This window comes from Devosia sp. (genome assembly GCF_036676215.1).
GTDB lineage: Bacteria > Pseudomonadota > Alphaproteobacteria > Rhizobiales > Devosiaceae > Devosia.
The window spans coordinates 1-22,302 of record NZ_JAKFDJ010000070.1 but is presented as its reverse complement, the minus strand read 5'-3'; the positions used below and the strand labels follow the sequence as shown (position 1 = coordinate 22,302).

Genomic DNA, 22,302 nt, shown 5'->3' with positions numbered 1-22,302 from the left:
GGGCATTTCTCTTAATTTTGACAGATTTCGACCCCATCGCCTGATGCTTGAGGGTCGGGTGCGTGAACCGGGCCGAAAAGGATCACTACATGGAAGCCATGGATGCTGTAGGGGCGGCCGCCCCGCATGCCGACTTGTCCATCTGGGGCCTGTTCTGGGCGGCGGACTGGATCGTCAAGTCGGTCATGCTCGGGCTGCTCGGCGCCTCGATCTGGTGCTGGGCGATCATTATCGACAAGACCATCACCTATCGGCGTACCGACGCGGAGATGAACCGCTTCGAGCGGACATTCTGGTCGGGACAGTCGCTGGAAGAGCTCTATCAGCAGCAGGCCGAGAAGCCGTCAGGCGGGCTCGGCGCGGTGTTTGTCGCGGCCATGAAGGAATGGAAGCGCAGCCACGAGCAGAATGCGGCGAGCTTTGTGGGCATGCAGCAGCGCCTCGACAAGGTGCTGGACGTTGCCATTGCGCGCGAGAGCGAGCATTTGGAAAAGCGCCTGGGGTTCCTGGCCACCATCGGTTCGGCTGGTCCGTTCATCGGCCTGTTCGGCACGGTCTGGGGCATCATGAATGCCTTTACCGCCATCGCGGCCTCGTCCAATACCAGCCTTGCCGTGGTTGCCGGCCCGATCGCCGAGGCGCTGTTCGCGACGGCCATCGGTCTGGTGGCCGCCATTCCTGCGGTTATCGCCTACAATAAGCTCAGCTCCGACTCCGCCAAGATGATTGGCCGGCTGGAAGGCTTTGCCGACGAGTTTTCGACCATTCTCAGCCGCCAGCTCGAAGCGCGGAGCCGCTGACATGGCCATGGGTGTTTCGAACGGGGGCGGGGGCGGCGGACGTCGCCGCCGCAGCCGCAAGAAAGCGATCATGAGCGAAATCAACATCACGCCCATGGTGGACGTGATGCTGGTGCTGCTGATCATCTTCATGGTCGCGGCACCGATGATGACGGCCGGCGTGCCGATCGACCTGCCCAATTCGGCCGCTGCCGCCATGCCCAATCAGGCTGACCCGGTGACGGTGGGCGTGACCCCCGAAGGGGCCGTGTTCATCGATGAAACACCGGTGGCGGAAACGGACCTGATTCCTCAACTGACAGCGCTTGGCGTCAATGGTGCCGAAGACCGCATCTTCCTGCGCGGCGACACCAGTGCCAATTATGGCGCCGTCATGCGGGTCATGGGCCTGCTATCGGCTGGTGGCTTTTCGAAAATCGGCCTCATCACGCAGCCGGATCCGTAGTCCAGCCCCATGCGTACCGGCGTAACCGTCTCGATCATTGCCCATATCGCGGTGTTAGCCATCGGCCTCATCAATCTGGGGTTTGCGGAGCCGTTGACGCCAGCGGTCGAGTCGATCTCGGTCGATCTGGTGCCGATCGAGGAATATTCCAATATTCGCGCCGGGCAACTCGATAGCGAAATCGTCGAAACCGATACGCCCTCCATCGTCGAGGATGACCAGGTTGCCGTGCTGGCGCAGCCGACCGGCAATACCGAAGAAGACCAGGTGACTCCGTCGCCGGCCGATATCCCCACCCCGGCTCCCGTCACCAATACGGCGCCCGCCCCCGAAGCGGTGCCAGAGCCTGAACCCGAGCCGGAGCCTGAACCCGAGCCCATCCCGGAACCCACGCCAGCGCCCGAGCCTGAGCCAACCCCTGAGCCGGTTCCCGCGCCCGTTCCTGCGCCGCGTCCGGAACCCGTTCCGGCCCCAGAGCCAGAGCCCACGCCCGAGCCGGAACCTGCGCCCGAGCCAGAGCCCGCCCCGGAACCCACGCCCGCACCGACGCCCGAACCGACACCGGAGCCGGTGACTCCGGCCGTTGCCGCGCCGGTGCCGGCGTCGCGGCCGAGCAATCTGACACAATTGCGCGAGCGGTTCGCTGCGGCCGAAGCCGAACGCAAGAAGCGCGAGGAAGAGCAACGCCAGCGCCAGGCCGCTGCGGCCGCCGAGGCGGCGGTGCAACCGGCGCCGCCGCAGCTCGATGCGTCGCTGGCCGACGATATTTCTGCCATCATCAACACCGATACAACCACCGGCGGTACCACCGGGCAGGGCGGAGCGCCCACGCTGGGCGATACCGACGGCACGTCGGCGCGGCTCAGCCAGTCGGCGATCGACGGACTGGTGGCGCGGATCAAGACCTGCTGGAACCTGCTGCCCAGCGACATCAACAGTGGGTTGAATGTGACGCTGCAGGTGGCCATGAATGCCGATCGCACCGTGGCCAATACCCAGGTCATCTTGGCCGATCCGTCGCCTGCGGGCGGCGCGGTGGCGAGGGCGGCGCAACGTGCGGTAGCGGCCTGCGGACCCTACGAGATGCTTTCCGCCGATGCCTATGACGAGTGGCGGCAGATCGAAGTGGAACTGCGGCCATGATGGCTATGGCATTGATCTTCGCCGCCGTCGCTGCCCAGGCGCCCGCGCCGAACCAACGTGTCAGTCAAGCCGAGATCGAACGGTTTGTGTGGCAGGTCAAAAGCTGTTGGAACATCCTGCCGGACGATATCAACAGCGGCCTCAGCGTAACGCTGCTGATTGATCTGAACCGTGACGGGTCGGTCACCGGCAACGAGATCGGCGAAGCCGTTGAATCCGCAGCGGGGCTGCGGATTGCCCGGGCGGCGGTGCGCGCGGTGGAACAATGCGCGCCCTATACGTTTTCTGCAGAGACGTACCATGAGTGGAAACACCTCGAGTTGGAACTGCGACCCTGACCTTGAATTGGCTTGTTTGGTGAGCAGAATGCTACCAGCGGCGAGAATGGAGACTGATATGACCCTCATCACCCGGCGCAATGCGCTCAAGCTCGGCCTGGCAGGCGGCGCTCTGCTCGCCGGCTCTTCGCTGGCGATGGCGCAATTGCGGATCGTCGTCGAAGGCGCCAATTTCCAGCCGCTGCCGATCGCCATTCCCGACTTCGCCTCGTCCGATCCGACGTTCGGCAAGGAGATCGCCGATATCGTGCGCGCCAATCTGCGCCGTTCGGGCCTGTTCCTGCCGCTCGATCCGGCCTCGCTGCCGGTGCAGGTGGGCGACGTCAACAACGAGCCCGATTTCGCCACCTGGCGCACCGCCAATGTCGATGCGCTGGTGATGGGCGGCGTCGAACGCGGCGGCACGATCTCCTCGTCGGTGCGCGTCTGGGATACCCAGCAGGCGGCCCAGGTGGTGGGCAAGAGCTACAACACCGACCCCAATTCCAGCCGCCGCGTCGCCCATATCATTTCGGACGCCATCTATGAATCGCTGGCTGGCGGCACGGGCTATTTCGATACGCGCGTCATCTACACTGCCGAAAGCGGCCCCAAGGCCAATCGCGTGCGGCGCCTGGCCATCATGGATCAGGATGGCGCCAATGTGCAGTATCTGACCGACGGCAACACCATGGCGATGACGCCGCGCTTCGCTCCCAATGGCGACATGGTCACCTATATGAACTTTGCCGAGGGCAATCCGCAGGTCTACCTGCTGCAGCTCTCCACCGGCCAGCAGCAGAAGCTGGCCAATGTCGGCGCCATGACCTTCGCCCCGCGCTTCTCGCCCGATGGCGGCACCGTGGTCTTCTCGGTCGAGCAGGCCGGCGCCACCAATATCTATTCGGTGGGCACCGGTGGCGGCACACCGATGCAGCTCACCTCCGGCGCGGCCATCGATACCGGCCCGTCATTCTCGCCCGATGGCAGCCGCATCGTCTTCGAAAGCGACCGAGGCGGCGCGCCGCAGATCTACATGATGGGCGCTTCGGGCGGCAATGCGCAGCGCATCAGCTTCGGCCAGGGCAGCTATTCCACCCCGGTCTGGTCACCCAAGGGCGATCTGATCGCCTTTACGCGCCAGTCGGGCGGGCAGTTCAATATCGGCATCATGAACCCCGACGGCTCGGGCGAGCGCATGCTCTATTCGAGCTTCCACGCCGAGGGCCCGACCTGGGCACCCAATGGCCGCGTCATCATGTTCTTCCAGGATCCGGGCGGCAATGACGGCCCCAAGCTGATGAGCGTCGACATCTGGGGCCGCAACCTGATCACCATCCCCACCGAAAGCTATGCGAGCGATCCGGCCTGGTCGGGGCTAAGGGCTTAGCGCCTCTTACCTCGCCCCTCCGGGGAGAGGTCGGCGGCAAAGCCGACGGGTGAGGGGCCTCCCCCGCACTGAAACAGCAAAGCTAAAGGGGCGTCATTCCACGCGGAATGACGCCCCTGTCATGCGCGCACCCGTCCCATCGCCAGAGAGTCGACATAGGCTCCATCACGATAGGCATAGTTCACAAAAACACCTTCGCGCTTGAAGCCGAACTTCTCGTAGAGGCGGATGGCCACGCTGTTGTCGGTATAGACGTTGAGCTCCAGCCGCTTGAGGTTGAGCCAATTGTCGGCCACCTCGACCAGTTCGCCGATCAGCGCCGTGCCGATGCCCTGACCGACAAAGTCGTCGTGAATGCCGATGCCCAAGCCAGCGGCATGGGCGCGCCGTCCGCTACGCCGGTCGAGCCCTGCATTGCCGACGATCCGCCCGTCCAGCACGGCCATGAGGTTGACCGTGTCGCTGGACTGACTTTCCAGCCAGCTCCGCGTCTGTTCCTGCCTTGGATAGGGCAGGCGCAGCGTGCCGGCGCGAAAGCCGGGCAGGGCGATCATCTCACCCATTGCTTCGGCATCGTCCGGGCGCGAAGCGCGAATGATGAGGCCGGCAGGCCAGTTCTTCGATTGTGGCGACATGTGCTCTCCTCTTTGCGAACGAGGGAGCGGGGCGCCTTGGAACCCTGCTCGCCTCGCAGGGTTCGTGTGGCGATCGGTCGTGTGCTAGCGCATGACCCATCCCGCACGCCCTGAGGGGCGTACGATATTGAGCATGGTAAGGGCGCGCGATCCGATCATGGGCGCATGCTAACACGCCGCGCGGCATTGGCAACTGCCGCTGGAAGGAGCGGCAGCCCGGACGCCCACTTAACCTTAACGTGATCCCGCACCACCCTGTGACGGATATGCATCATCACGAAAAAGCCAGGATTTCCGCCACATTCGCGCCGCGATAGGCAAAGATTAACCACGTCGGCAAACCCGGCCTTAAGACTAAGCGCGGTAAATGCCGTGCTTAAGATTTTCGCCTTTCAGGAGCTTTCCGTGGTCATCACCGCACCCCTCAACACCGCATTGCGTGCCGCCGCAATGCTGCTTTTCGTCGTGGTCATCGCGGCCTGTTCGCGCACGCCCAACACCATGCCGACCGGTGTCGGCAATCTGGGGCCGGGCGGCGGCGCGCCGGGCAGCCAACAGGAATTCCTGGTTTCGGTCGGCGATCGCGTCTTCTTCGAGACCGATTCCAGCTCGCTGACCACCGAGGCCTCGGCCACGCTGGACAAGCAGTCGGCCTGGCTCAACCAGTACCAGAATTATCGCATCATGGTCGAAGGCCATGCCGACGAGCGCGGCACCCGCGAATACAATATCGCCCTGGGCGCCCGCCGTGCCTCGGTCGTTGTGAACTATCTCGTGTCGCGCGGCGTCAACCAACAGCGCATCACCAGCCAGTCCTTCGGCAAGGAACGCCCGGTGGCGATCTGTAACGACATTTCCTGCTGGAGCCAGAACCGCCGCGCGGTCACGGTCGTCCAGTAATCAAAAGGCGGCCTTTCCCAAGCGGAGAGGCCCAACAAATCCAGTGCAAACTGGAGGCAAGAGCGCCCGGAGCCGCGTATTTGGCCCGGGCGCTTTCTTTTGACCAAATTTGCCCTTTATCGGCATCGCCACAGGCACCATGTTGGTGCCACTTGGGTCCAGCACTTTGGAGGCGTCGTTTGAAGTTATCGGCAATTGCAAAAGGGGGACGGGTGGCACTGTGCACGGTCGCGGTCGCGCTCGGTTTCACCGGTGCGGGCCTCTCAGCCCAGTCGACGACCCTGCCACCGGCTGAGCTGGGTGGGCTGACATTCACCAATAGTCCTCAGCCCGCACGCATCCATGTCGCCCAGGCGCAGGATACAGCGCAGCTCATGGTGCGCATCCAGCAGCTCGAAGAGCAGAACCGCCTGCTCAACGGCCAGATCGAGGGCCTGACCTTCCAGCTCACGCAGATGCAGGAAATCGTCAACCGCATGGCCGAGGACAATGAATTCCGCTTCCAGGCGCTCGAAGGCGGTGCGCCGGGAAAAACTGATGCGGCAACCCAACCGGGCGGCGTGACGCAGCCCGAGGCGTTGCCGCAGGACCCCAATGCCGTGCCTGAAGTGGCGCCCGAAGCCGTACCGATGACCGATATTCCCGAGCAGGGCGTGCAGCCGCTGCCGGGAGAGGTCGAGTTCGACCCGACCTTTGACGATGGCAGTACCGCGCCAACAGATACGCTCGGCGAATCCGCCGATCCGCTGGTGGGCACCGGCGCCATTGGCGGGGTCGATCTGGCCACTGGCCAGCCGCTGAACCTGAGCTATGACCCGGCTGCCGCCAATACCGGCAAAGCCGACGCCGATGCCCAGTTCGCAGCGGGCTACGATGCCCTGGTCAAGGGCGACTACGCTTTTGCCGAAGAGCAGTTCAGCCAGTTCATCGCGCTCTATCCGGACAATGCACAGGCCACCGATGCGGCCAACCTGCTGGGTGACGCCCTGCTGCATCGTTCTGCCTATGACGAGGCCGCCGAAGTGCTGCTGGCTGCCTTCCAGAGGGCCCCGGAAAACCCGCGGGCGCCAGACCTGCTGCTCAAGCTGGGCATGTCGTTGTCGGGCGCCGGCGAGCGCGAAACGGCCTGCCGCACCTTCGCGGAAATCGACAAGCGCTACACCACGCTGACGCCAGCCTTCCTGACCCGGCTGGGCGAGGAAAAGACCCGGGCCGAATGCCCGCCGGTATGACTCCGGGTCTCGAGACGCCGGCAGAGCTGCAGGCGCTGTTCGCCGCGGTGGCGGATCAACCCGCCATCGCGCTGGCCGTCTCGGGCGGCGCCGATAGCCTGGCGCTGATGCTGCTGGCGCAGCGCTGGGCGACCACCCTGTCCAACCCGCCGGCAATTCACGTCTATTCCGTCGATCACGGCCTGCGGCCCGAGGCATCCGGCGAGGTCGCCATGGTGTTGCAGGCAGCGCAGGCGCTGGGCCTGCCGGCGCGCGGCCTGGTCTGGACCGGCGCCAAGCCCTCCAGCGGCCTGCAGGAAGCCGCCCGCATTGCCCGTTATCGCCTGCTGGGTGCCGCCATGGCCGAAGACGGCGCCACGGTGCTGCTCACGGCCCATCATCGGCATGATCAGGCTGAGACCGTGCTGATGCGCATGGCCCATGGCAGCGGCATCGAGGGGCTCAAAGGCATGACAACCATGGCCGAGATCGAGGGCGTGCTTGTGCATCGCCCGCTGCTCGGGGTTGATCCTGAAGCTCTGCGCGCCGTGGTCGACGCGGCCGGACTGGTGCCGGCCGAGGACCCATCCAATATCGATCCGCATTACGAGCGCGTCCGCTGGCGCCAGGCGCTGCCGCAGCTGGCGGCGCTCGGTCTCGACAGCGCCGCCCTCGCGACCTTTGCGGAACGCATGGCCGAGGCTGACGCGGCGATCGCCCAGATCGCCGATGGCTGCTTCACCGAAATCGTGCGCCTCGACGGGTTCGGCGCGGCCAGGATCGAACTGGCGCCCTTTGTCGGGCTCAGCCCCGCCATTTCGACGCGCCTCCTGGGTCGCACGCTCAACATTGTCGGCGGAAGGCAGAAGCCGCGGGCATTGGGGCAGGTCGAGCGCCTGCGCCATGCCATTGCCACGGGGGCGCTGGCCAAGGCGACCACAGTGCTCGGCTGTGTCGTCCGCCTCAAGGATGGCGCCATTGCCGTGGCCCGCGAGCCCGGCCGCTCGCTGCCGCCCGATGCACTGCTTGCCCCGCATGGCGAGCTAGTCTGGGACGAGCGCTTCCGCATCGTCAATGCCTCGGGCGAGGGCGATCTCACCGCCAGCGTCGCCGACTACCTGCCGCGCCACCGCCTCGAGGAATTCCTCGGCTTCAAGGTCACCGCCCCCGCCGAAGCCATCCGCACCGCCCCCATCGTCCGCGACGCAGCCGGCGGCGTGCTGTCACTGGGCGGCTGGTCCTTCGATGAACGCATCAAGGTGCAGTTGCTGATCGATTGAGTATTGTTGCCTGAAACTCCATCGTTCACCTGAGTGGAGCGGTGGGGGGACGAAGTCCTGCCCCAACCTCTGGGCTCTCCGGCGGCTATCCCCCACTTATCCCCGCCCCTCCGGTCTGCCCTATACTTCCCCCATTGCTGCGCGGAGACGGCGTGCACGGCCACTGGCGCAGCGACAGTCGGGGGTAGGAGGTCGTGCTCCTGCTCGGGCAAGCGGAAGTGTCGGGCGAGGCCCGGCCAGAGTCGCGCGCGCCATAAATCCCGGCACCCCCAGGCGACTGTCGTCTCATTTCTAAATTACCAGAGGCGAAAGCCGCCTCGGGGTCCGTCCATCTATGAAAACCGCGTTGCAGGCGGCGCCTTCGCACGCCCATGGAACCTCCCGATCCCCACCGCGTATTAACCCAATCGCGACAATATGACTGGACGGGGCGCCCAAAGGGCCGCAGGTCTGGCCCTTGTAACGCCCCATTGCCGGACATACATTCGGCTCACGCGCCGTGCCTGCTTGGCGCCGCTTCTCCGGGACAGGATTGATGAACGGAAATTTCCGCAACTTCGCCATTTGGCTGGTCATTCTCTTTATGCTGATGGGCCTGTTCCAGGTCTTTCAGTCCTCGACCCGCTCGATTTCCGTGGCCGACAAGAGCTACAGCCAGTTCGTGACCGATATGGAAGCCGGCAGCGTGACCAGCGTCACCATCACCGACGATGTCGTTTCTGGCACGTTGCGCGACGGTACGCGGTTCGAGACTGTGTTGCCCGCTGGCGCCGACGTAATTTCGCGGCTTGAAGACAAGGGCGTGTCGATTACGGCCCAAGCGCCCGAATCGAGCCCGTTCTGGTCGATCCTGCTCTCCTCCTGGCTGCCCTTCATCGTCATCATCGGCGTGTGGTTCTTCTTCATACGCCAGATGCAGGGCGGCGGTCGTGGCGGCGCCATGGGCTTTGGCAAGTCGCGCGCCAAGCTGTTGACCGAGTCGCATGGCAAAGTGACGTTCGAGGACGTCGCCGGCGTGGACGAAGCCAAGCAGGACCTTGAGGAAATCGTCGAATTCCTGCGCGATCCGGGCAAGTTCCAGCGCCTGGGTGGCCGCATTCCGCGCGGCGTGCTGCTGGTTGGCCCTCCGGGCACCGGTAAGACGCTGCTGGCCCGTTCGGTTGCCGGCGAAGCCAATGTGCCCTTCTTCACCATTTCGGGTTCCGACTTTGTTGAAATGTTCGTCGGTGTCGGCGCGTCCCGCGTCCGCGACATGTTCGAGCAGGCCAAGAAGAACGCACCCTGCATCATCTTCATCGACGAAATCGACGCCGTCGGTCGCCAGCGTGGCGCCGGTCTCGGTGGCGGTAACGACGAACGCGAACAGACGCTCAACCAGTTGCTGGTCGAGATGGATGGCTTCGAGGCCAATGAAGGCATCATCCTGATTGCCGCCACCAACCGTCCCGACGTGCTGGATCCGGCTTTGCTGCGTCCCGGCCGCTTCGACCGTCAGGTCGTCGTGCCGAACCCCGATGTTGCCGGCCGCGAGAAGGTGCTCAAGGTTCACGTGCGCAAGGTGCCGCTGGCTCCCGATGTGGACCTCAAGGTGCTGGCCCGCGGTACGCCCGGTTTTTCGGGCGCGGACCTCATGAACCTCGTCAACGAGGCGGCGCTGATGGCGGCGCGGCGCAACAAGCGCTTCGTCACCCATGCCGAGTTCGAAGACGCCAAGGACAAGATCATGATGGGCGCCGAGCGCCGCACCATGGCCATGTCCCAGGATGAAAAGAAGCTCACCGCCTATCACGAGGCCGGCCACGCCATCATCGCGCTCAAGGTTGCGGGCATCGACCCCATCCACAAGGCGACGATCATTCCGCGCGGCCGCGCGCTGGGCATGGTGATGACGCTTCCGGAAAGCGATAGCTATTCCTTCTCGAGGGAAAAGGCGCTCGCCCGGCTGACCATGCTGTTCGGTGGCCGCGAGGCCGAGATCATCAAGTTCGGCCCCGAGAAGGTGACCAGCGGCGCGTCTGGCGACATCCAGATGGCAACCAACCTAGCCCGCTCGATGGTCATGGAATGGGGCATGAGCGAGAAGCTCGGTCGCGTGCGCTACAAGTCCAACGACCAGGAAGTGTTCCTCGGCCATTCGGTGACCCAGTCGCAGCATATGTCTGACGACACCGCCCGGATCATCGACCAGGAAGTGCGCAAGCTGATCGAGGATGGCGAGGCCTCGGCCCGCGAAATTCTCACCACCCACCACGACCAGTGGGAGGCGGTTGCCCAGGCGCTGCTCGAATACGAGACGCTGACTGGCGACGAGTTGCGCGCCCTGATGGACGGACAACAGCCCGTGCGCCCGGACGATAGTGGTCCCCCGACCCCCAAGGCCAGCGGTGTGCCGTCGGCCGGCAAGGCAGGCAAGAAGCGTCCCGATGCGCCGCCCGAGGGCGGGCTCGAGCCGCAGCCCGGCAGCTAGCCAGGCACAGAATTGATGGGGCCGCCGCAAGGCGGCCCTTTTTCCTGCGCGCGATTTCCGCTATTCCGCCCGAAAGTGGTATTATCCGAAGCGACCGGCAAAGCCGGCCGGGCGAGGGGACAGACAGATGGTACGCAAGTATTTCGGCACGGACGGGATCCGCGGGCTTGCCAATGGCGACAAGCTGACCCCTGAACTGGCGCTGCGCGTCGGCATGGCCGCCGGGCAGAAATTCGTGCGTGGCGAACATCGCAACCGGGTCGTCATCGGCAAGGATACCAGGCGCTCGGGCTATATGCTGGAGCAGGCCCTCACGGCTGGTTTCACCGCAGTGGGCATGGATGTCTACCTGCTCGGCCCGATGCCCACCCCTGCCGTGGCCATGCTGACGCGTTCGCTCCGCGCCGATCTCGGCGTCATGATCTCGGCATCGCACAATCCCTATGACGACAATGGCATCAAGCTGTTCCGTCCCGACGGCTACAAGCTCAGCGACGATGTCGAAAAAGAGATTGAGCGGCTGATGGACAGCGATATGACGGGCCTGTTGGCGCATGGCCGCGATATCGGCCGCGCCTATCGCGACGAGGAAGCCCGCACCCGCTATATCGAATATGCCAAGCGCACGCTGCCACGCGGCGCGGACCTGGCGGGCCTGCGCGTGGTGCTCGATTGCGCCAATGGCGCTGCCTACAAGGTTGCCCCGATTGCCCTATGGGAACTCGGGGCAGAGGTCTTCACCATCGGCGACAAGCCCGATGGCTTCAACATCAACGACAAGGTGGGCTCCACCGCTCCCGAGGCCGTGTCGGCCAAGGTCAAGGAAGTGCGCGCCGATATCGGCATTGCGCTGGATGGTGACGCCGACCGCGTCATCATCATCGACGAAAGGGGCGACGTGGTCGATGGCGACCAGTTCATGGCGGTGATCGCCCAGAGCTGGCTGGAGCGCCAGATGCTGGTGGGCGGCGGCATTGTCGCCACCGTCATGTCCAATCTGGGCCTTGAGCGCTATCTCACCTCGCTCGGCCTCACCCTCGAACGCACCCAGGTCGGCGACCGTTATGTGCTCGAGGCCATGCGCGCCAAGGGCTTCAATGTGGGCGGCGAGCAGTCGGGCCACATCATCCTCTCCGATTTCACCACAACGGGCGATGGCCTGGTAGCAGCGCTCCAGCTCCTGGCCGTGCTCAAGCAGCAGGAGCGCAGCGTCTCCGATATCTGTGCGCGCTTCACCAAGGTGCCCCAACTGCTGCGCAGCGTGAAGTTCAAGTCCGGCAAGCCGCTGGAGCACAAGCTTGTCATCCAGGCCATTGCCGATGGCCAGGCCATGCTGGGCGCTGGCGGTCGGCTGGTGGTGCGCGCCTCGGGCACCGAGCCGGTTATTCGCGTCATGGGCGAGGCAGACGACGCGTCGCTGGTCACCACCGTTGTGTCGCAGATCGAGGCGGCAATCCGCGATATCGCCTGATCTTCATTTACTTGGTGTTAACTATGACTGATCGATTCCAATATTGTTAGGGTTAAGTCTTTAGGTTAAGCGGCTTTTAAGAAAATTGTCCGATATTGGGCGCAATCGACTGGTGTCGTGCAACCCAAGGACGTTTCACATGCGTAAGCTCATTGCAGCGATCATGGTGGCAGGAGCCGCCCTCGTCGCCGGCCCGGCACTGGCCGCTGACTTTCCCGACTATCCTCCGATCATCGAAATTCCCGATGTCGACTACGGTGTCCAGGGCTCGTTCTACCTGCGCGGCAGTGCCGCGGGCAATGCGCTGTGGAGCAAGGAAGCCTTCGCCTACGAATGCGCCGGCTGCGGCGGTCCGTCGGTCGTCACCGCATTCCCCTTCCTGGCCATGGGCTATGGCTATAGCGTGGGTGCAGGTTTCGGCTATGAAACGGGTACTGGCCTGCGCGTCGACGCCACGCTCGACTATGTCGACAACAATGGCCTCAAGGTCACCAAGGGCGCAATATACGCCCCGCGCGACGGCGACTATACGGCCCGGCTTCGGTCGACCCTGGCGTTGGCCAACGTCTACTACGATTTCTCCTTCGGTGGTTCCGGCTATGGTGCTGCTGGCGGTGCCTTCGGCTATGTAGGTGCAGGTGCCGGTGTGGCCTTCAACCGGTTTGACATCACTTCGCCGGCAACCAGCCCGTCGCCTGCCCAGTCCGGCAACAATACAAGCCTTGCCGCCGCCGGCATGGTCGGCGCTGGCTATGATTTCGGCGCGGTCGTTGCCGACGTCGGCTATCGCGGCGTCTACATAGCTCAAATCAGCAACGGCGCGGCCGGTACTGACGCCGTTTGGTCGGACAATAACTGGCTGCACGAAGTGCGCGGCACCCTGCGCTACCGCTTCAACTGACCGGGTTGCGGGCCGGCCGGCCCGCCACCCGCTGTTGCATGCGATCGGCGCCCAGAAGGGCGCCGATTTCTTTTGTCCCCGACTCCGGCGGACGCGCTAAGCTGGCGCAAAACGATCGGAGGATGGCATGAAGGTACTGGTGATCGGGGCGGCCGGCATGGTCGGGCGCAAGCTGGTTGCGGCCCTATTGGCAACCGGCCGCGTCGCCAATCGAGCCATTACCGGCCTGGCATTGGCCGATGTGATTGCGCCTAGCGCTCCGGCTTCCAGCATTCCCATCACCACTGTCGCAGTCGATCTGTCGGCTCCCGATGTCGCTGCCCGCTTGGTGCAGGATCGTCCCGACCTGATCTTTCATCTCGCGGCCATCGTCTCGGGCGAGGCCGAGGCGGATTTCGAGAAGGGCTATCGCATCAATCTCGATGGGACGCGGCACCTGCTGGAAGCCATCAGGCTGGCCGGGCAGGCCGCGCCCTATCAGCCGTGGCTGGTCTTCACCTCGTCGATTGCCGTCTTCGGCGAACCGCTGCCAGCGGTGATCGGCGACAGTCATGAGCATACCCCGCTCACCAGCTACGGCACCCAGAAGGCGATCTGCGAACTGCTGCTCGCCGATTATTCGCGGCGCGGTTTTCTCGATGGCATCGGCATTCGCCTGCCGACCATCGTGGTGCGGCCCGGTAAACCCAACAAGGCGGCGTCCGGTTTCTTTTCCGGCATCATTCGCGAGCCCCTGGCGGGACAGGAGGCCCTGTTGCCGGTTGCCGACACTGTGCGGCACTGGTTCGCCAGCCCCCGCGCCGCCGTGGGCTTTCTGATGCATGCGGCCTCGATGGACACCGGCCTGCTCGGCAATCAGCGTAACCTCACCATGCCCGGTCTTGCCGCGACCGTCGCCGAGCAGATCGCGGCGCTGGAGCGCGTTGCCGGCGCCAAGGCCACCGCCCTGATTCGCCGCCAGCCCGACGAGACCATCGCCCGCATTGTCGCCGGCTGGCCACAGGCTTTCGAGGCCAAGCGGGCCCAAGCACTGGGCTTTGTCGCCGACAGCAGCTTCGACGACATCATCCGCGTCCACATCGCGGATGAACTGGGTGACCGCGGCGGCTCATAAGGGCGCACGGCCCGCAGCCAGGCTGCAGTTGGTCGAGTAGAGCTCTACGCCATCTGCGTGCTCTGCTGACCTGCCCATTCTACCATGTCGGCAAAGAGGCGTTGCAGAACCGAGCGCACTGGCGCGGCCCGCTCGAACGAATAGGCCGCCGGCTCAAAGTCGGCGCGCTCATCCATATAGCCGCGACAGGCGATTTCCATTTGGACCGCGTGGATGCCGTTTGTCGGGTCGCCGGAATTGCGGGTGATCCAGCCGCCCTTGAAGCGCCCGTTCGATACGCTGGAAAGACCCGAGGCGTCGCAATGGCGTTCGACCAGAGCCTGCAACTCAGGCGCACAGCTCACCGCGTCATTGGTGCCGATGTTGAACACCGGCAGTTCGCCCTCGAACAGGCGCGGCACAACTGAGCGGATCGAATGGCAATCATAGACCACGATGCGGGTATGATCGGCGCGCAGCCGGGCGATCTCGGCGGCGAGCGCGGCGTGGTAGGGATCGAAATAGTCGCGCCGGCGCGCGTCGATGTCGGCATCGTCCGGCTCGGCGCCGGGGCGGTAGAGCGGGGTGCCGTCAAAGCTGGTGGTGGGGCAGAGGCCGGTGGTGGCCTGTCCGGGATAGAGCGATTGGCCCGAGGGATCGCGGTTGACGTCGATGACGCTGCGCGAGATTGTGGTGTGAATGACTGTCGCGCCCATGGTGCTCGCAAAATCATAGAGGCGATCGATCCACCAATCGGTGTCGTTGCGGGCCAGCGGCAGTGAGGCCAGTCGTTCGGCGATGGCCGGCGGAATCTCGGTGCCGGTATGCGGCAGACTGACGAGCATCGGCGCGCTGCCGCGAGTGACGTTGAGCCAGTTCATGCAGCAATCTCCGGCAGCGTCAGGCCCTCGATGGCATCGACCAGCGCACCGCTGGTGATGAGACTTGTCGCAGCCGCCATGTCCGGCGCCATGTAGCGGTCGTCGGCGAGGTGCGGCACCACCCCGCGCAGCAGAGCACGGGCGCTTTCGAGGGCGGCGCTCGAGGCCAGGGGCGCGTGGAAATCGCAGCCCTGCGCCGCTGCCAGCAGTTCGATGCCGATCACATTGGCGGCGTTCGCTGCCATGGCACCGAGGCGGCGCGCGCCATGGGTCGCCATCGACACATGATCCTCCTGATTGGCGGAAGTGGGGATGGAATCAACGCTCGCCGGATAGGCCCGCTGCTTGTTCTCCGACACCAGCGCGGCCGCCGTCACCTGCGGGATCATGAAACCGGAATTGAGACCCGGCTTCGGCGTCAGGAAGGCGGGCAGGCCCGACAGCACCGGATCGACCAGCATGGCAATGCGCCGCTCGGCGATGGAACCGATCTCGCACAACGCCATGGCGATCATGTCGGCGGCGAAGGCGACGGGTTCGGCGTGGAAATTGCCACCCGAGATCACCTCGTTCTCGGCGGTGAACACCAGCGGATTGTCCGAAACCGCATTGGCCTCTATGGCCAGTGTCGTCGCCGCTTGGCGCAGCAGATCGAGGCAGGCGCCCATCACCTGTGGCTGGCAACGCAGGCAATAGGGATCCTGCACACGCGTGTCGCCGAGGCGGTGCGAAGCGCGAATGGCGCTGCCGTCCATCAAATGGCGCAGGGCGTCCGCCACCTCGGTTTGCCCGCGATGGCGGCGAACGGCGTGGATGCGCGGATCGAATGGACCGTCGGAACCGCGTGCCGCATCGGTCGAAAGCGCCCCGGTGACCAGCGCGGCCTGAAATACGCGCTCGCCCTCGAAGAGGCCGGCCAGCGCCAGTGCTGTCGAAACCTGCGTGCCGTTGAGCAGCGCCAGGCCCTCCTTGGGGCCCAGTTCGAGCGGGGTCAGACCGGCATCCGCCAACGCCTTGGCCGCTGGAACCTCGGTTCCGTCGACAAGGAACGAGCCAACACCCAGCAAGGTGGCGCTCATATGCGCCAGCGGCGCCAGATCGCCCGAGGCCCCGACCGAGCCCTGGCCGGGGATGACCGGGATCAACCCTTTCTCGAGGCAGGTCGCAAGCCGGGTGATGGTCCGCCAGCGCACGCCGGAAAAGCCTTGCGCCAGGCTCGCGATCTTGAGCGCCATGATCAGCCGGACCACGGGCACCGGCAGCGGATCGCCGACCCCGGCCGCATGCGACAGCACGATATTGCGCTGCAGCACGGCGAGATCGTCGTTCTCGATCCGCACGCTGGCCAGCTTGCCGAAGCCGGTATTGATCCCATAGACCGGCTCGCCCTTGGCGATGATCGCCGCGACGGTCTCGGCCGCTGCCTGCACCGCCGGCTCCGCCCCCGGCGCCAGACTGCAGCCGGCGCCGAAATAGATATCGCGCCAGATTGCGAGCGGCACGTGGCCGGGCGCCAGTTGGTGGTGAGTGGTCATCGGTTCCTCCAGATGCGGCCATGCAGCGGATTGAAGCCGAGCCGGTAAACCAGCTCGGCCGGACGCTCGATGTCCCAGATCGCCAGGTCGCAATATTTGCCGGCCTCAATGGTGCCGGTCTCGTTGAGTTTTCCCAGCGCACGCGCTGCCTCGCGGGTGGTGCCGGCGATGATCTCGTCCACGCGCAGGCGGAACAGCGTTGCCGCCATGTTCATCGCCAGCAGCAGCGAGGTCATCGGCGAGGAGCCCGGATTGGCATCGGTCGCCACCGCCATCGGCACGCCGTGCTGGCGGAAGAGTTCGATGGGCGGCAATTGCGTCTCGCGCAGGGTGTAATAGGCGCCCGGCAGCAAGACCGCGACGCTGCCCGCCGCCGCCATCGCTGCCACCCCGTCCGCATCGGTATATTCGAGGTGATCAACCGAGAGGGCGCCAAAGCTGGCCGCGAGTCTGGCGCCGTGCAGATTGGACAACTGATCGGCATGGAGCTTGACCGGCAGGCCCAGGCTTTTCGCCTTGGCAAAGACCCGCGCCGTCTCGTCGCCCGAAAAGGCGATGCCCTCCATGAAGGCGTCGACGGCGTCGGCGAGGCCTTCGGCCGCCATGGCTGGCAGGATGGTTTCGACCACCAGATCGAGATAGCCGGCGCGGTCGTGCTTGAATTCGGGTGGCACGGCATGGGCCGACAGGCAGGTGGTAGCGATCGAGACATTGCGCTGGTCGCCGAGCGCTCGCGCGGCCCGCAGCATGGCCAGTTCGCTGGCGAGATCGAGCCCGTAGCCGGATTTGATCTCGACCGTGGTGACACCCTCGGCGAGCAGTCGGTCCAGCCGGGGCAGGGCGCTGGCCACCAGTTGTTCGACACTTGCCGCGCGCGTGGCCTTCACCGACGAAATGATGCCGCCACCGGCGCGCGCGATGTCTTCGTAGGAGGCGCCGTCCAGCCGCATTTCGAATTCGAGTGCCCGGTCGCCGCCATGCACCAGATGGGTGTGGCAATCGATGAGGCCGGGTGTGACCCAGCGGCCGTCGAGATCAATGCGTTTGGCGCTTTGAGCTGCGGCCGGCACATCGTCCATCGCTCCCACCCAGGCAATGCGCTCGCCCTCGGCCAGGATCGCGCCGCGCTCGATAGTGCCGAGCCCGGGCAGACCCTCGGCGAGCGTGGCGATGCGGGCATTGGTCCAGAGCCGTGCCATGGGCCGATCCTCCTTGTGGTCAGACAATCGGCATGGTCCGCAGCAGCGGCCGGATCGCCGCGACGTCATCCGCCAGCGGGCGGTCGTCGGCGTAGGTGGGGACCTCGGCGCGAATGGTGCGCCAGATCGCCTCGGTCGCCGGTGCGTGCTGCAACCCGTCGCTGCGCAGGTCCGCAGCTTGTGCGGCGGCCAGCAGTTCGATGCCGATGATGGCTTCCAAATTGTCGAGAATGGCGAGCATTTTGAGCGCCGCTGGCGTCGGATGGCAGATGAGGTCTTCCTGGAGACCCGAACTCACGCCGCCATCGAGGCTGGCTGGAGCCGCCAGCCGGCGGTTCTCACCGACCAGCGATAGAGCCGTATATTGCAGGATCATGAAGCCCGAGGCGGCGCCGCTGTCGGCGGCGAGGAATGGCGGCAGTCCGCTGACCAGCGGATTGACCAACCGATCGGTGCGTCGCTCCGACATCGACGCAACCAGCGCCATGGCTGGCGCGAGAGCATCCATCGCCATCCCGATCCCGGCGCCTACGGCATGGGCTTCCGAGAACACTTCCGGGGACGCGACGGAACCGCTGACCACCGGGTTGTCGGTGACCGAGGCCAGTTCGTTGCCGACGATGCCGGTCACGTAGGCGAGCATGTCGCGCGCACCGCCATGCACCTGTGGCACGGCGCGCAGGCTCAGCGCGTCCTGGGTTCTGGCCCCGAGGCTGCGTTCAAGGATCTGACTGCCAGCCAGAAGGTCGCGGAGGCGCCGGCCGGTTTCCGCAAGCCCCGACGACGCATGCAGCGCCAGGCTCTTGGTATCGAAGGCCGTGATTTGCCCGTTGAGGCTTTCGAAGGTCATCGCCGCGGCAATGTCGGCCCAGGCCAGCAATGTGTGCGCCTTGGCGACGGCGATGGCGGCGAGCCCGGTGACGCAGGGCGTGCCGTTGATCAGGCTCAGGCCCTCCTTGGCCTCCGGCACCACAGCCGGCCGGCCAATACGCTTGAGCGCCTCGGCGCCGCTGATGCGTTCGGTTCCGGCCAATACCTGCCCACCGCCGATCAGGATCTGGGCGATATGGGCCATATGCGAGAGATAGCCGATCGAGCCCCGCGACGGGATCTCGGGGGCAAATCCGGCATTGAGCATGTCGATCATGGTGTCGACCACTTCGAGCCGCACCCCCGAATAGCCATGGGCATGGTTGTTGATCGCGGCCGCAAGGATGGCACGGGCTTCCAGCGGCGGCAGCGGCGCCCCGATGCCGACGGCGTGGCTCATGATCAGGTTGCGCGATAATTGCCGCTGCATCGGCACGTCAACGACGGTGTCGCTCAGCGCCCCCACGCCGGTATTGACGCCATAGGCGCGGATGCCCTTGGCGACGATGGACTCCACCAGCGAGCGGGCATGGACGATACGCCCCCGCGTCGCTTCGGAAAGGGTCAGCCGTGCGCCTCCCGCGACGGCGGCCAGGTCGCGCCAGGAGAGTGGGTCATCGCGGACGATCTCGGTCATGATCAATCGTGGGCTAGAGCGTGGTTGGCATGACGTTGCACGAAGCGGGCGACATAGTCATTGGCCGGATTGCGCAGGATGGCGCCGGGCGTATCCACCTGCACCAATCGCCCGTCGCGCAGGATGGCGATTTCCGAGCCGATGCGCAGCGCCTCGTCGAGATCGTGGGTGATGAAGACGATGGTCTTGGCCAGGGTGCGCTGCAGTTCGAGCAGCTGGTCCTGCATTTCGGCGCGGATCAGCGGATCGAGCGCGCTGAAGGCCTCATCCATCAGGATGACATCTGTATCGGCGGCGAGCGCCCGGGCGAGGCCGACGCGCTGCTTCATGCCGCCAGAGAGTTCGAACGGGAACTTGTTCTCATAACCCTTGAGGCCGACGGTCTCGATCCACTTCATGGCGATGTCGCGCACCTGGGCACGCGGCTCGCCGCGTACGGCCAGGCCGTAGCCGGCATTCTGCAGCACGGTATGATGCGGCATCAGCCCAAAGCTCTGGAACACCATGGAGACGCGCCGCATGCGGAAGGCGCGCAGGTCGCGGGGATTGAGGGTGAGGATGTTCTGGCCGTCGAACAGGATTTCCCCGCTCGATGGCTCGATCAGCCGGTTGAGGTGGCGCACCAGGGTCGACTTGCCGGAGCCGGACAGGCCCATGATGACGAAGATGCGGCCGGACGCGATCTTGAGGGTCACATCGGCCAGCCCCATATTGCTGCCGGTCTTGGCCAGGATGGCGGCCTTGTCGAGGCCCTGCTTGGCCAGTTCGATGGTCTGCGCGGTATTCTGGCCGAAGATCTTGTAGACGTTGCGGATTTCGATCTCAGCCATTGCGAGCCTCCTCCAGGCGCGAGCGCCCGAACCCCTGCATGATGCGGTCCAGCACGATGGCCAGGATGACGATGCCAATGCCGGCTTCGAGGCCTCGCCCGACATCAAGGGTCTGGATGCCGTTGAGCACCTGTTCGCCCAGGCCACGGGCGCCGATCATCGATGCCACCACGACCATGGAGAGCGCCATCATCACCGTCTGGTTGAGCCCGGCCATGATGGTGGGCGTCGCTAGCGGCAGTTCCACGCCGAACAGCAGGCGCGCCGGGGCGGTGCCGAAGGCGGTCGCGGCCTCCACCACCTCGGCATCGACCTGGCGAATGCCCAGATCGGTGAGACGGATCAGCGGAGGCACGGCATAGACCACGGTGGCGAGAATGGCCGGCACCTTGCCCAGGCCGAACAGCATCAGCACCGGAATGAGATAGACGAAGCTGGGCATGGTCTGCATCACGTCGAGCACCGGCAGTGTGATCGTGCGGGCAATGCGGTTCTTGGCGCAGAGAATGCCGATGGGCAGCCCGATCAGCACCGACACCAGGGTCGCCACCAGCATCAGCGCCAGGGTCTGCATGGTCAGGTCCCACAGGCCGAGCACCCCCACCGCCACCATCATCACGCCGACAATGGCGCTGAACACGATTCGGCGCGTGCTGGCCCAGGCTAGGGCCATGAAAATGATAATGATCGCCCACCAGGGCAGGCCGCGCAGCACGCTCTCGACCAGCAGCACGATCTGCAGGATGGCGTTGGAGATGGCCTTGAAGGTAGCGCCATGGTTGATGACCACGGCTTCCACCCAATCGTTGATCGGCGACCGGATGGAAAGCTGCAACGATTCTGGAAACATGGCCCACCGTCCTTGGCTGGCTGAGTTATGAGTGGCGCGCTACCGGACACGTATCGCCCGGTAGCGCTGGTGCAATCAGAGTCCAGCGACGATCTTGGCGCGGGCTTCATCCGACACCCAGGAGCCCCAGATGTCCTGCTTGGCCTTGAGGAATTCGAGCGCGGCGGCTTCGCCGTCGACCTCGTTGTCGGTCATGTAGGCGAGGCTCCCATTGACTTCGGCCAGCGGGAAATTGGCCTTTTCGAGCACTGCGATCAGCTCGGGTGCCTCGGCGGCGAAGGTGGCATTGACGCCGTAGGATACATCGACCGAGGGGAAGGCACAGCCCTGGTCGCGGCTGCCGTCGGCGCTGGTCAGCTGGGTCCAGCACTCGTCCGAATAGGCCGGTTCTTCAAGCTGGACCAGGTCGAACTTGCCCATCGCGGCGGTCGGGGACCAGTAATAGAAGAGGAGCGGTTCGCCCTGCAGATAGGCTGAGGCAATGGCGGCATCGAGCGCCGCGCCTGTGCCGGGGCGGAAGTTCACATAGGAATCGGTGAGCTTGTAGGCTTCCAGCTTGGCGGTGGAGACGCCTTCGCAGGTCCAGCCCGACGGGCAGTTGAGGAACCGGCCCTTGCTGGGCTCCTCGGGGTCCTTGAACAGTGCCACCAGGGCCGGATCGGCAAGCTGGTCGACGCTCTTGAGATCGGGTGCCATCGGTGCGATGCCGCGCTCGGCATCGCCGGTGATCACATAGGCGGGCACGAACCAGCCCTCGGCGGCGCCCTCGAAGGTCTTGCCGATGGCCAGCACCTTGCCGGCGGCGGTGGCCTCGTTCCAGACGTCGGAGCGGCCGAGCCATTCCTCGGCAAAGATCTGCACTTCATTGTTGGCGGTGGCCTGTTCCAGGGTCACCGAATTGCCGGGAATGGCATCGACCTGGCAGTCATAGCCCTTGGTGAAGATGGTCTTCATCACTTCGGTGATGAAATCGCCGCTCTGCCAGTCGATGCCGGCAAACATGACGGTCTTGCCGTCGCTGCAATAGGAGGCCTGGGCCGGTGCTGCGGCGAGCAGCAAGGTGGCCGTCCCGAGTGCGAGGGACGTAGCGAGCAGTCTCATGTGTATTCCCCTTGGTTGAGGGACTGGCGTCCCGGTCACGTATGCGTTTGGGCGTTCAGCAGAGGCGCGCGAGCACTCCGCGGAATTTCTCATCGATTGTTGCGTCGAGCCGGTGCTGCCGGTCGGTAATCTGCCAGCGGCCCGCCACCATGACGTCGCGCACGGCGCGGTCGCCGAGCGTGAATAGCCAGCGGTCGAGAATGGCGTCGCCCTTGGCGGTGGCGATGAATGGATCGGCGCCGTCGAGCACCACGAGGTCGGCCGCGGCGCCGACCTGCAGGCCGCTGACTGCCCGTCCCAGGGCCTGCGCACCACCGGCCAGTGCCGTATCGAACAGATCCCGGCC

20 protein-coding genes and 1 pseudogene are annotated in these 22,302 nt (G+C 65.1%); 12 read left to right on the top strand and 9 right to left on the bottom strand.

The features are described 5' to 3' along the window. Positions 1-98: 98 nt before the first annotated feature. From tolQ to tolB, 5 genes are read left to right on the top strand one after another with little or no spacing between them, the layout of a single operon-like run. Positions 99-800: a protein TolQ gene (gene tolQ, locus V6M52_RS07400; protein WP_332693358.1), complete on the top strand. Its 702-nt coding sequence runs from the start codon at positions 99-101 to the stop codon at positions 798-800. Position 801: 1 nt separating this feature from the next. After that, the gene (locus V6M52_RS07395; protein ID WP_332700566.1) at positions 802-1,245 is read left to right on the top strand and encodes an ExbD/TolR family protein; all 444 of its coding nucleotides are present in this window, start codon (positions 802-804) and stop codon (positions 1,243-1,245) included. Between the two features lie 9 nt (positions 1,246-1,254). Further along, positions 1,255-2,388, top strand: coding sequence for a hypothetical protein (locus V6M52_RS07390; RefSeq protein WP_332693269.1), 1,134 nt, complete (start codon positions 1,255-1,257; stop codon positions 2,386-2,388). Beyond that, entirely contained in the window at positions 2,385-2,726 is a 342-nt protein-coding gene (locus tag V6M52_RS07385; RefSeq protein ID WP_332700565.1) for a hypothetical protein, read from the top strand. The genes V6M52_RS07390 and V6M52_RS07385 overlap by 4 nt, the downstream gene beginning before the upstream one ends. Before the next feature lie 58 nt (positions 2,727-2,784). Beyond that, the gene (tolB, locus tag V6M52_RS07380; protein ID WP_332693272.1) at positions 2,785-4,095 is read left to right on the top strand and encodes a Tol-Pal system beta propeller repeat protein TolB; all 1,311 of its coding nucleotides are present in this window, start codon (positions 2,785-2,787) and stop codon (positions 4,093-4,095) included. Positions 4,096-4,214: 119 nt separating this feature from the next. Here the strand turns inward: tolB and V6M52_RS07375 are convergent, their stop codons facing one another. Further along, positions 4,215-4,730 (bottom strand): GNAT family N-acetyltransferase, encoded by a 516-nt coding sequence (locus tag V6M52_RS07375; RefSeq protein ID WP_332693275.1) that lies wholly within the window; start codon positions 4,728-4,730, stop codon positions 4,215-4,217. Between the two features lie 450 nt (positions 4,731-5,180). On the opposite strand from V6M52_RS07375, the gene pal reads away from it, so the two are divergent. The 7 genes from pal to denD all read left to right on the top strand — a co-directional run bounded on the left by pal (position 5,181) and on the right by denD (position 14,074). Beyond that, entirely contained in the window at positions 5,181-5,630 is a 450-nt protein-coding gene (gene pal, locus V6M52_RS07370) for a peptidoglycan-associated lipoprotein Pal (protein WP_332700567.1), read from the top strand. Positions 5,631-5,842: 212 nt separating this feature from the next. Beyond that, positions 5,843-6,862 (top strand): tetratricopeptide repeat protein, encoded by a 1,020-nt coding sequence (locus V6M52_RS07365; protein ID WP_332700564.1) that lies wholly within the window; start codon positions 5,843-5,845, stop codon positions 6,860-6,862. Next, positions 6,847-8,121, top strand: a complete 1,275-nt coding sequence (gene tilS, locus V6M52_RS07360) for a tRNA lysidine(34) synthetase TilS (RefSeq protein WP_332700563.1) — start codon at positions 6,847-6,849, stop codon at positions 8,119-8,121. Before V6M52_RS07365 ends, tilS begins: the two co-directional genes overlap by 16 nt. A gap of 535 nt (positions 8,122-8,656) precedes the next feature. Next, positions 8,657-10,588, top strand: coding sequence for an ATP-dependent zinc metalloprotease FtsH (gene ftsH / locus V6M52_RS07355; protein WP_332693285.1), 1,932 nt, complete (start codon positions 8,657-8,659; stop codon positions 10,586-10,588). A 127-nt stretch (positions 10,589-10,715) separates the two neighbouring features. Next, complete coding sequence (glmM, locus tag V6M52_RS07350; protein WP_332693287.1) at positions 10,716-12,059, top strand: phosphoglucosamine mutase; 1,344 nt, start codon at positions 10,716-10,718, stop codon at positions 12,057-12,059. Positions 12,060-12,198: 139 nt separating this feature from the next. After that, positions 12,199-12,960, top strand: a complete 762-nt coding sequence (locus V6M52_RS07345; protein WP_332700562.1) for a hypothetical protein — start codon at positions 12,199-12,201, stop codon at positions 12,958-12,960. 127 nt (positions 12,961-13,087) lie between these two features. Next, on the top strand, positions 13,088-14,074 hold the full coding sequence (denD, locus tag V6M52_RS07340; RefSeq protein WP_332700561.1) for a D-erythronate dehydrogenase: 987 nt from the start codon (positions 13,088-13,090) through the stop codon (positions 14,072-14,074). A 44-nt stretch (positions 14,075-14,118) separates the two neighbouring features. Here denD and hutG read toward each other — a convergent pair whose 3' ends face one another. The 8 genes and pseudogenes from hutG to V6M52_RS07300 all read right to left on the bottom strand — a co-directional run. After that, entirely contained in the window at positions 14,119-14,934 is an 816-nt protein-coding gene (hutG, locus tag V6M52_RS07335) for an N-formylglutamate deformylase (RefSeq protein WP_332700560.1), read from the bottom strand. Continuing rightward, positions 14,931-16,469 carry a histidine ammonia-lyase gene (hutH, locus tag V6M52_RS07330; protein ID WP_332700559.1) on the bottom strand — a complete coding sequence of 513 codons (1,539 nt, stop codon included), beginning with the start codon at positions 16,467-16,469 and terminating at the stop codon, positions 14,931-14,933. The genes hutG and hutH overlap by 4 nt, the downstream gene beginning before the upstream one ends. Further along, complete coding sequence (hutI, locus tag V6M52_RS07325; RefSeq protein ID WP_332700558.1) at positions 16,466-17,668, bottom strand: imidazolonepropionase; 1,203 nt, start codon at positions 17,666-17,668, stop codon at positions 16,466-16,468. The genes hutH and hutI overlap by 4 nt, the downstream gene beginning before the upstream one ends. Positions 17,669-17,687: 19 nt before the next feature. After that, on the bottom strand, positions 17,688-19,175 hold the full coding sequence (locus V6M52_RS07320) for an HAL/PAL/TAL family ammonia-lyase (protein WP_332693305.1): 1,488 nt from the start codon (positions 19,173-19,175) through the stop codon (positions 17,688-17,690). A gap of 2 nt (positions 19,176-19,177) precedes the next feature. Further along, entirely contained in the window at positions 19,178-20,005 is an 828-nt protein-coding gene (locus V6M52_RS07315; RefSeq protein WP_332693307.1) for a quaternary amine ABC transporter ATP-binding protein, read from the bottom strand. Next, positions 19,998-20,855, bottom strand: coding sequence for an ABC transporter permease (locus V6M52_RS07310; RefSeq protein ID WP_332693310.1), 858 nt, complete (start codon positions 20,853-20,855; stop codon positions 19,998-20,000). The genes V6M52_RS07315 and V6M52_RS07310 overlap by 8 nt, the downstream gene beginning before the upstream one ends. Positions 20,856-20,930: 75 nt before the next feature. Next, positions 20,931-21,956 (bottom strand): ABC transporter substrate-binding protein, encoded by a 1,026-nt coding sequence (locus tag V6M52_RS07305; protein ID WP_332700557.1) that lies wholly within the window; start codon positions 21,954-21,956, stop codon positions 20,931-20,933. 55 nt (positions 21,957-22,011) lie between these two features. Then, positions 22,012-22,302: pseudogene (locus V6M52_RS07300) on the bottom strand (formimidoylglutamate deiminase); the annotation flags it as partial.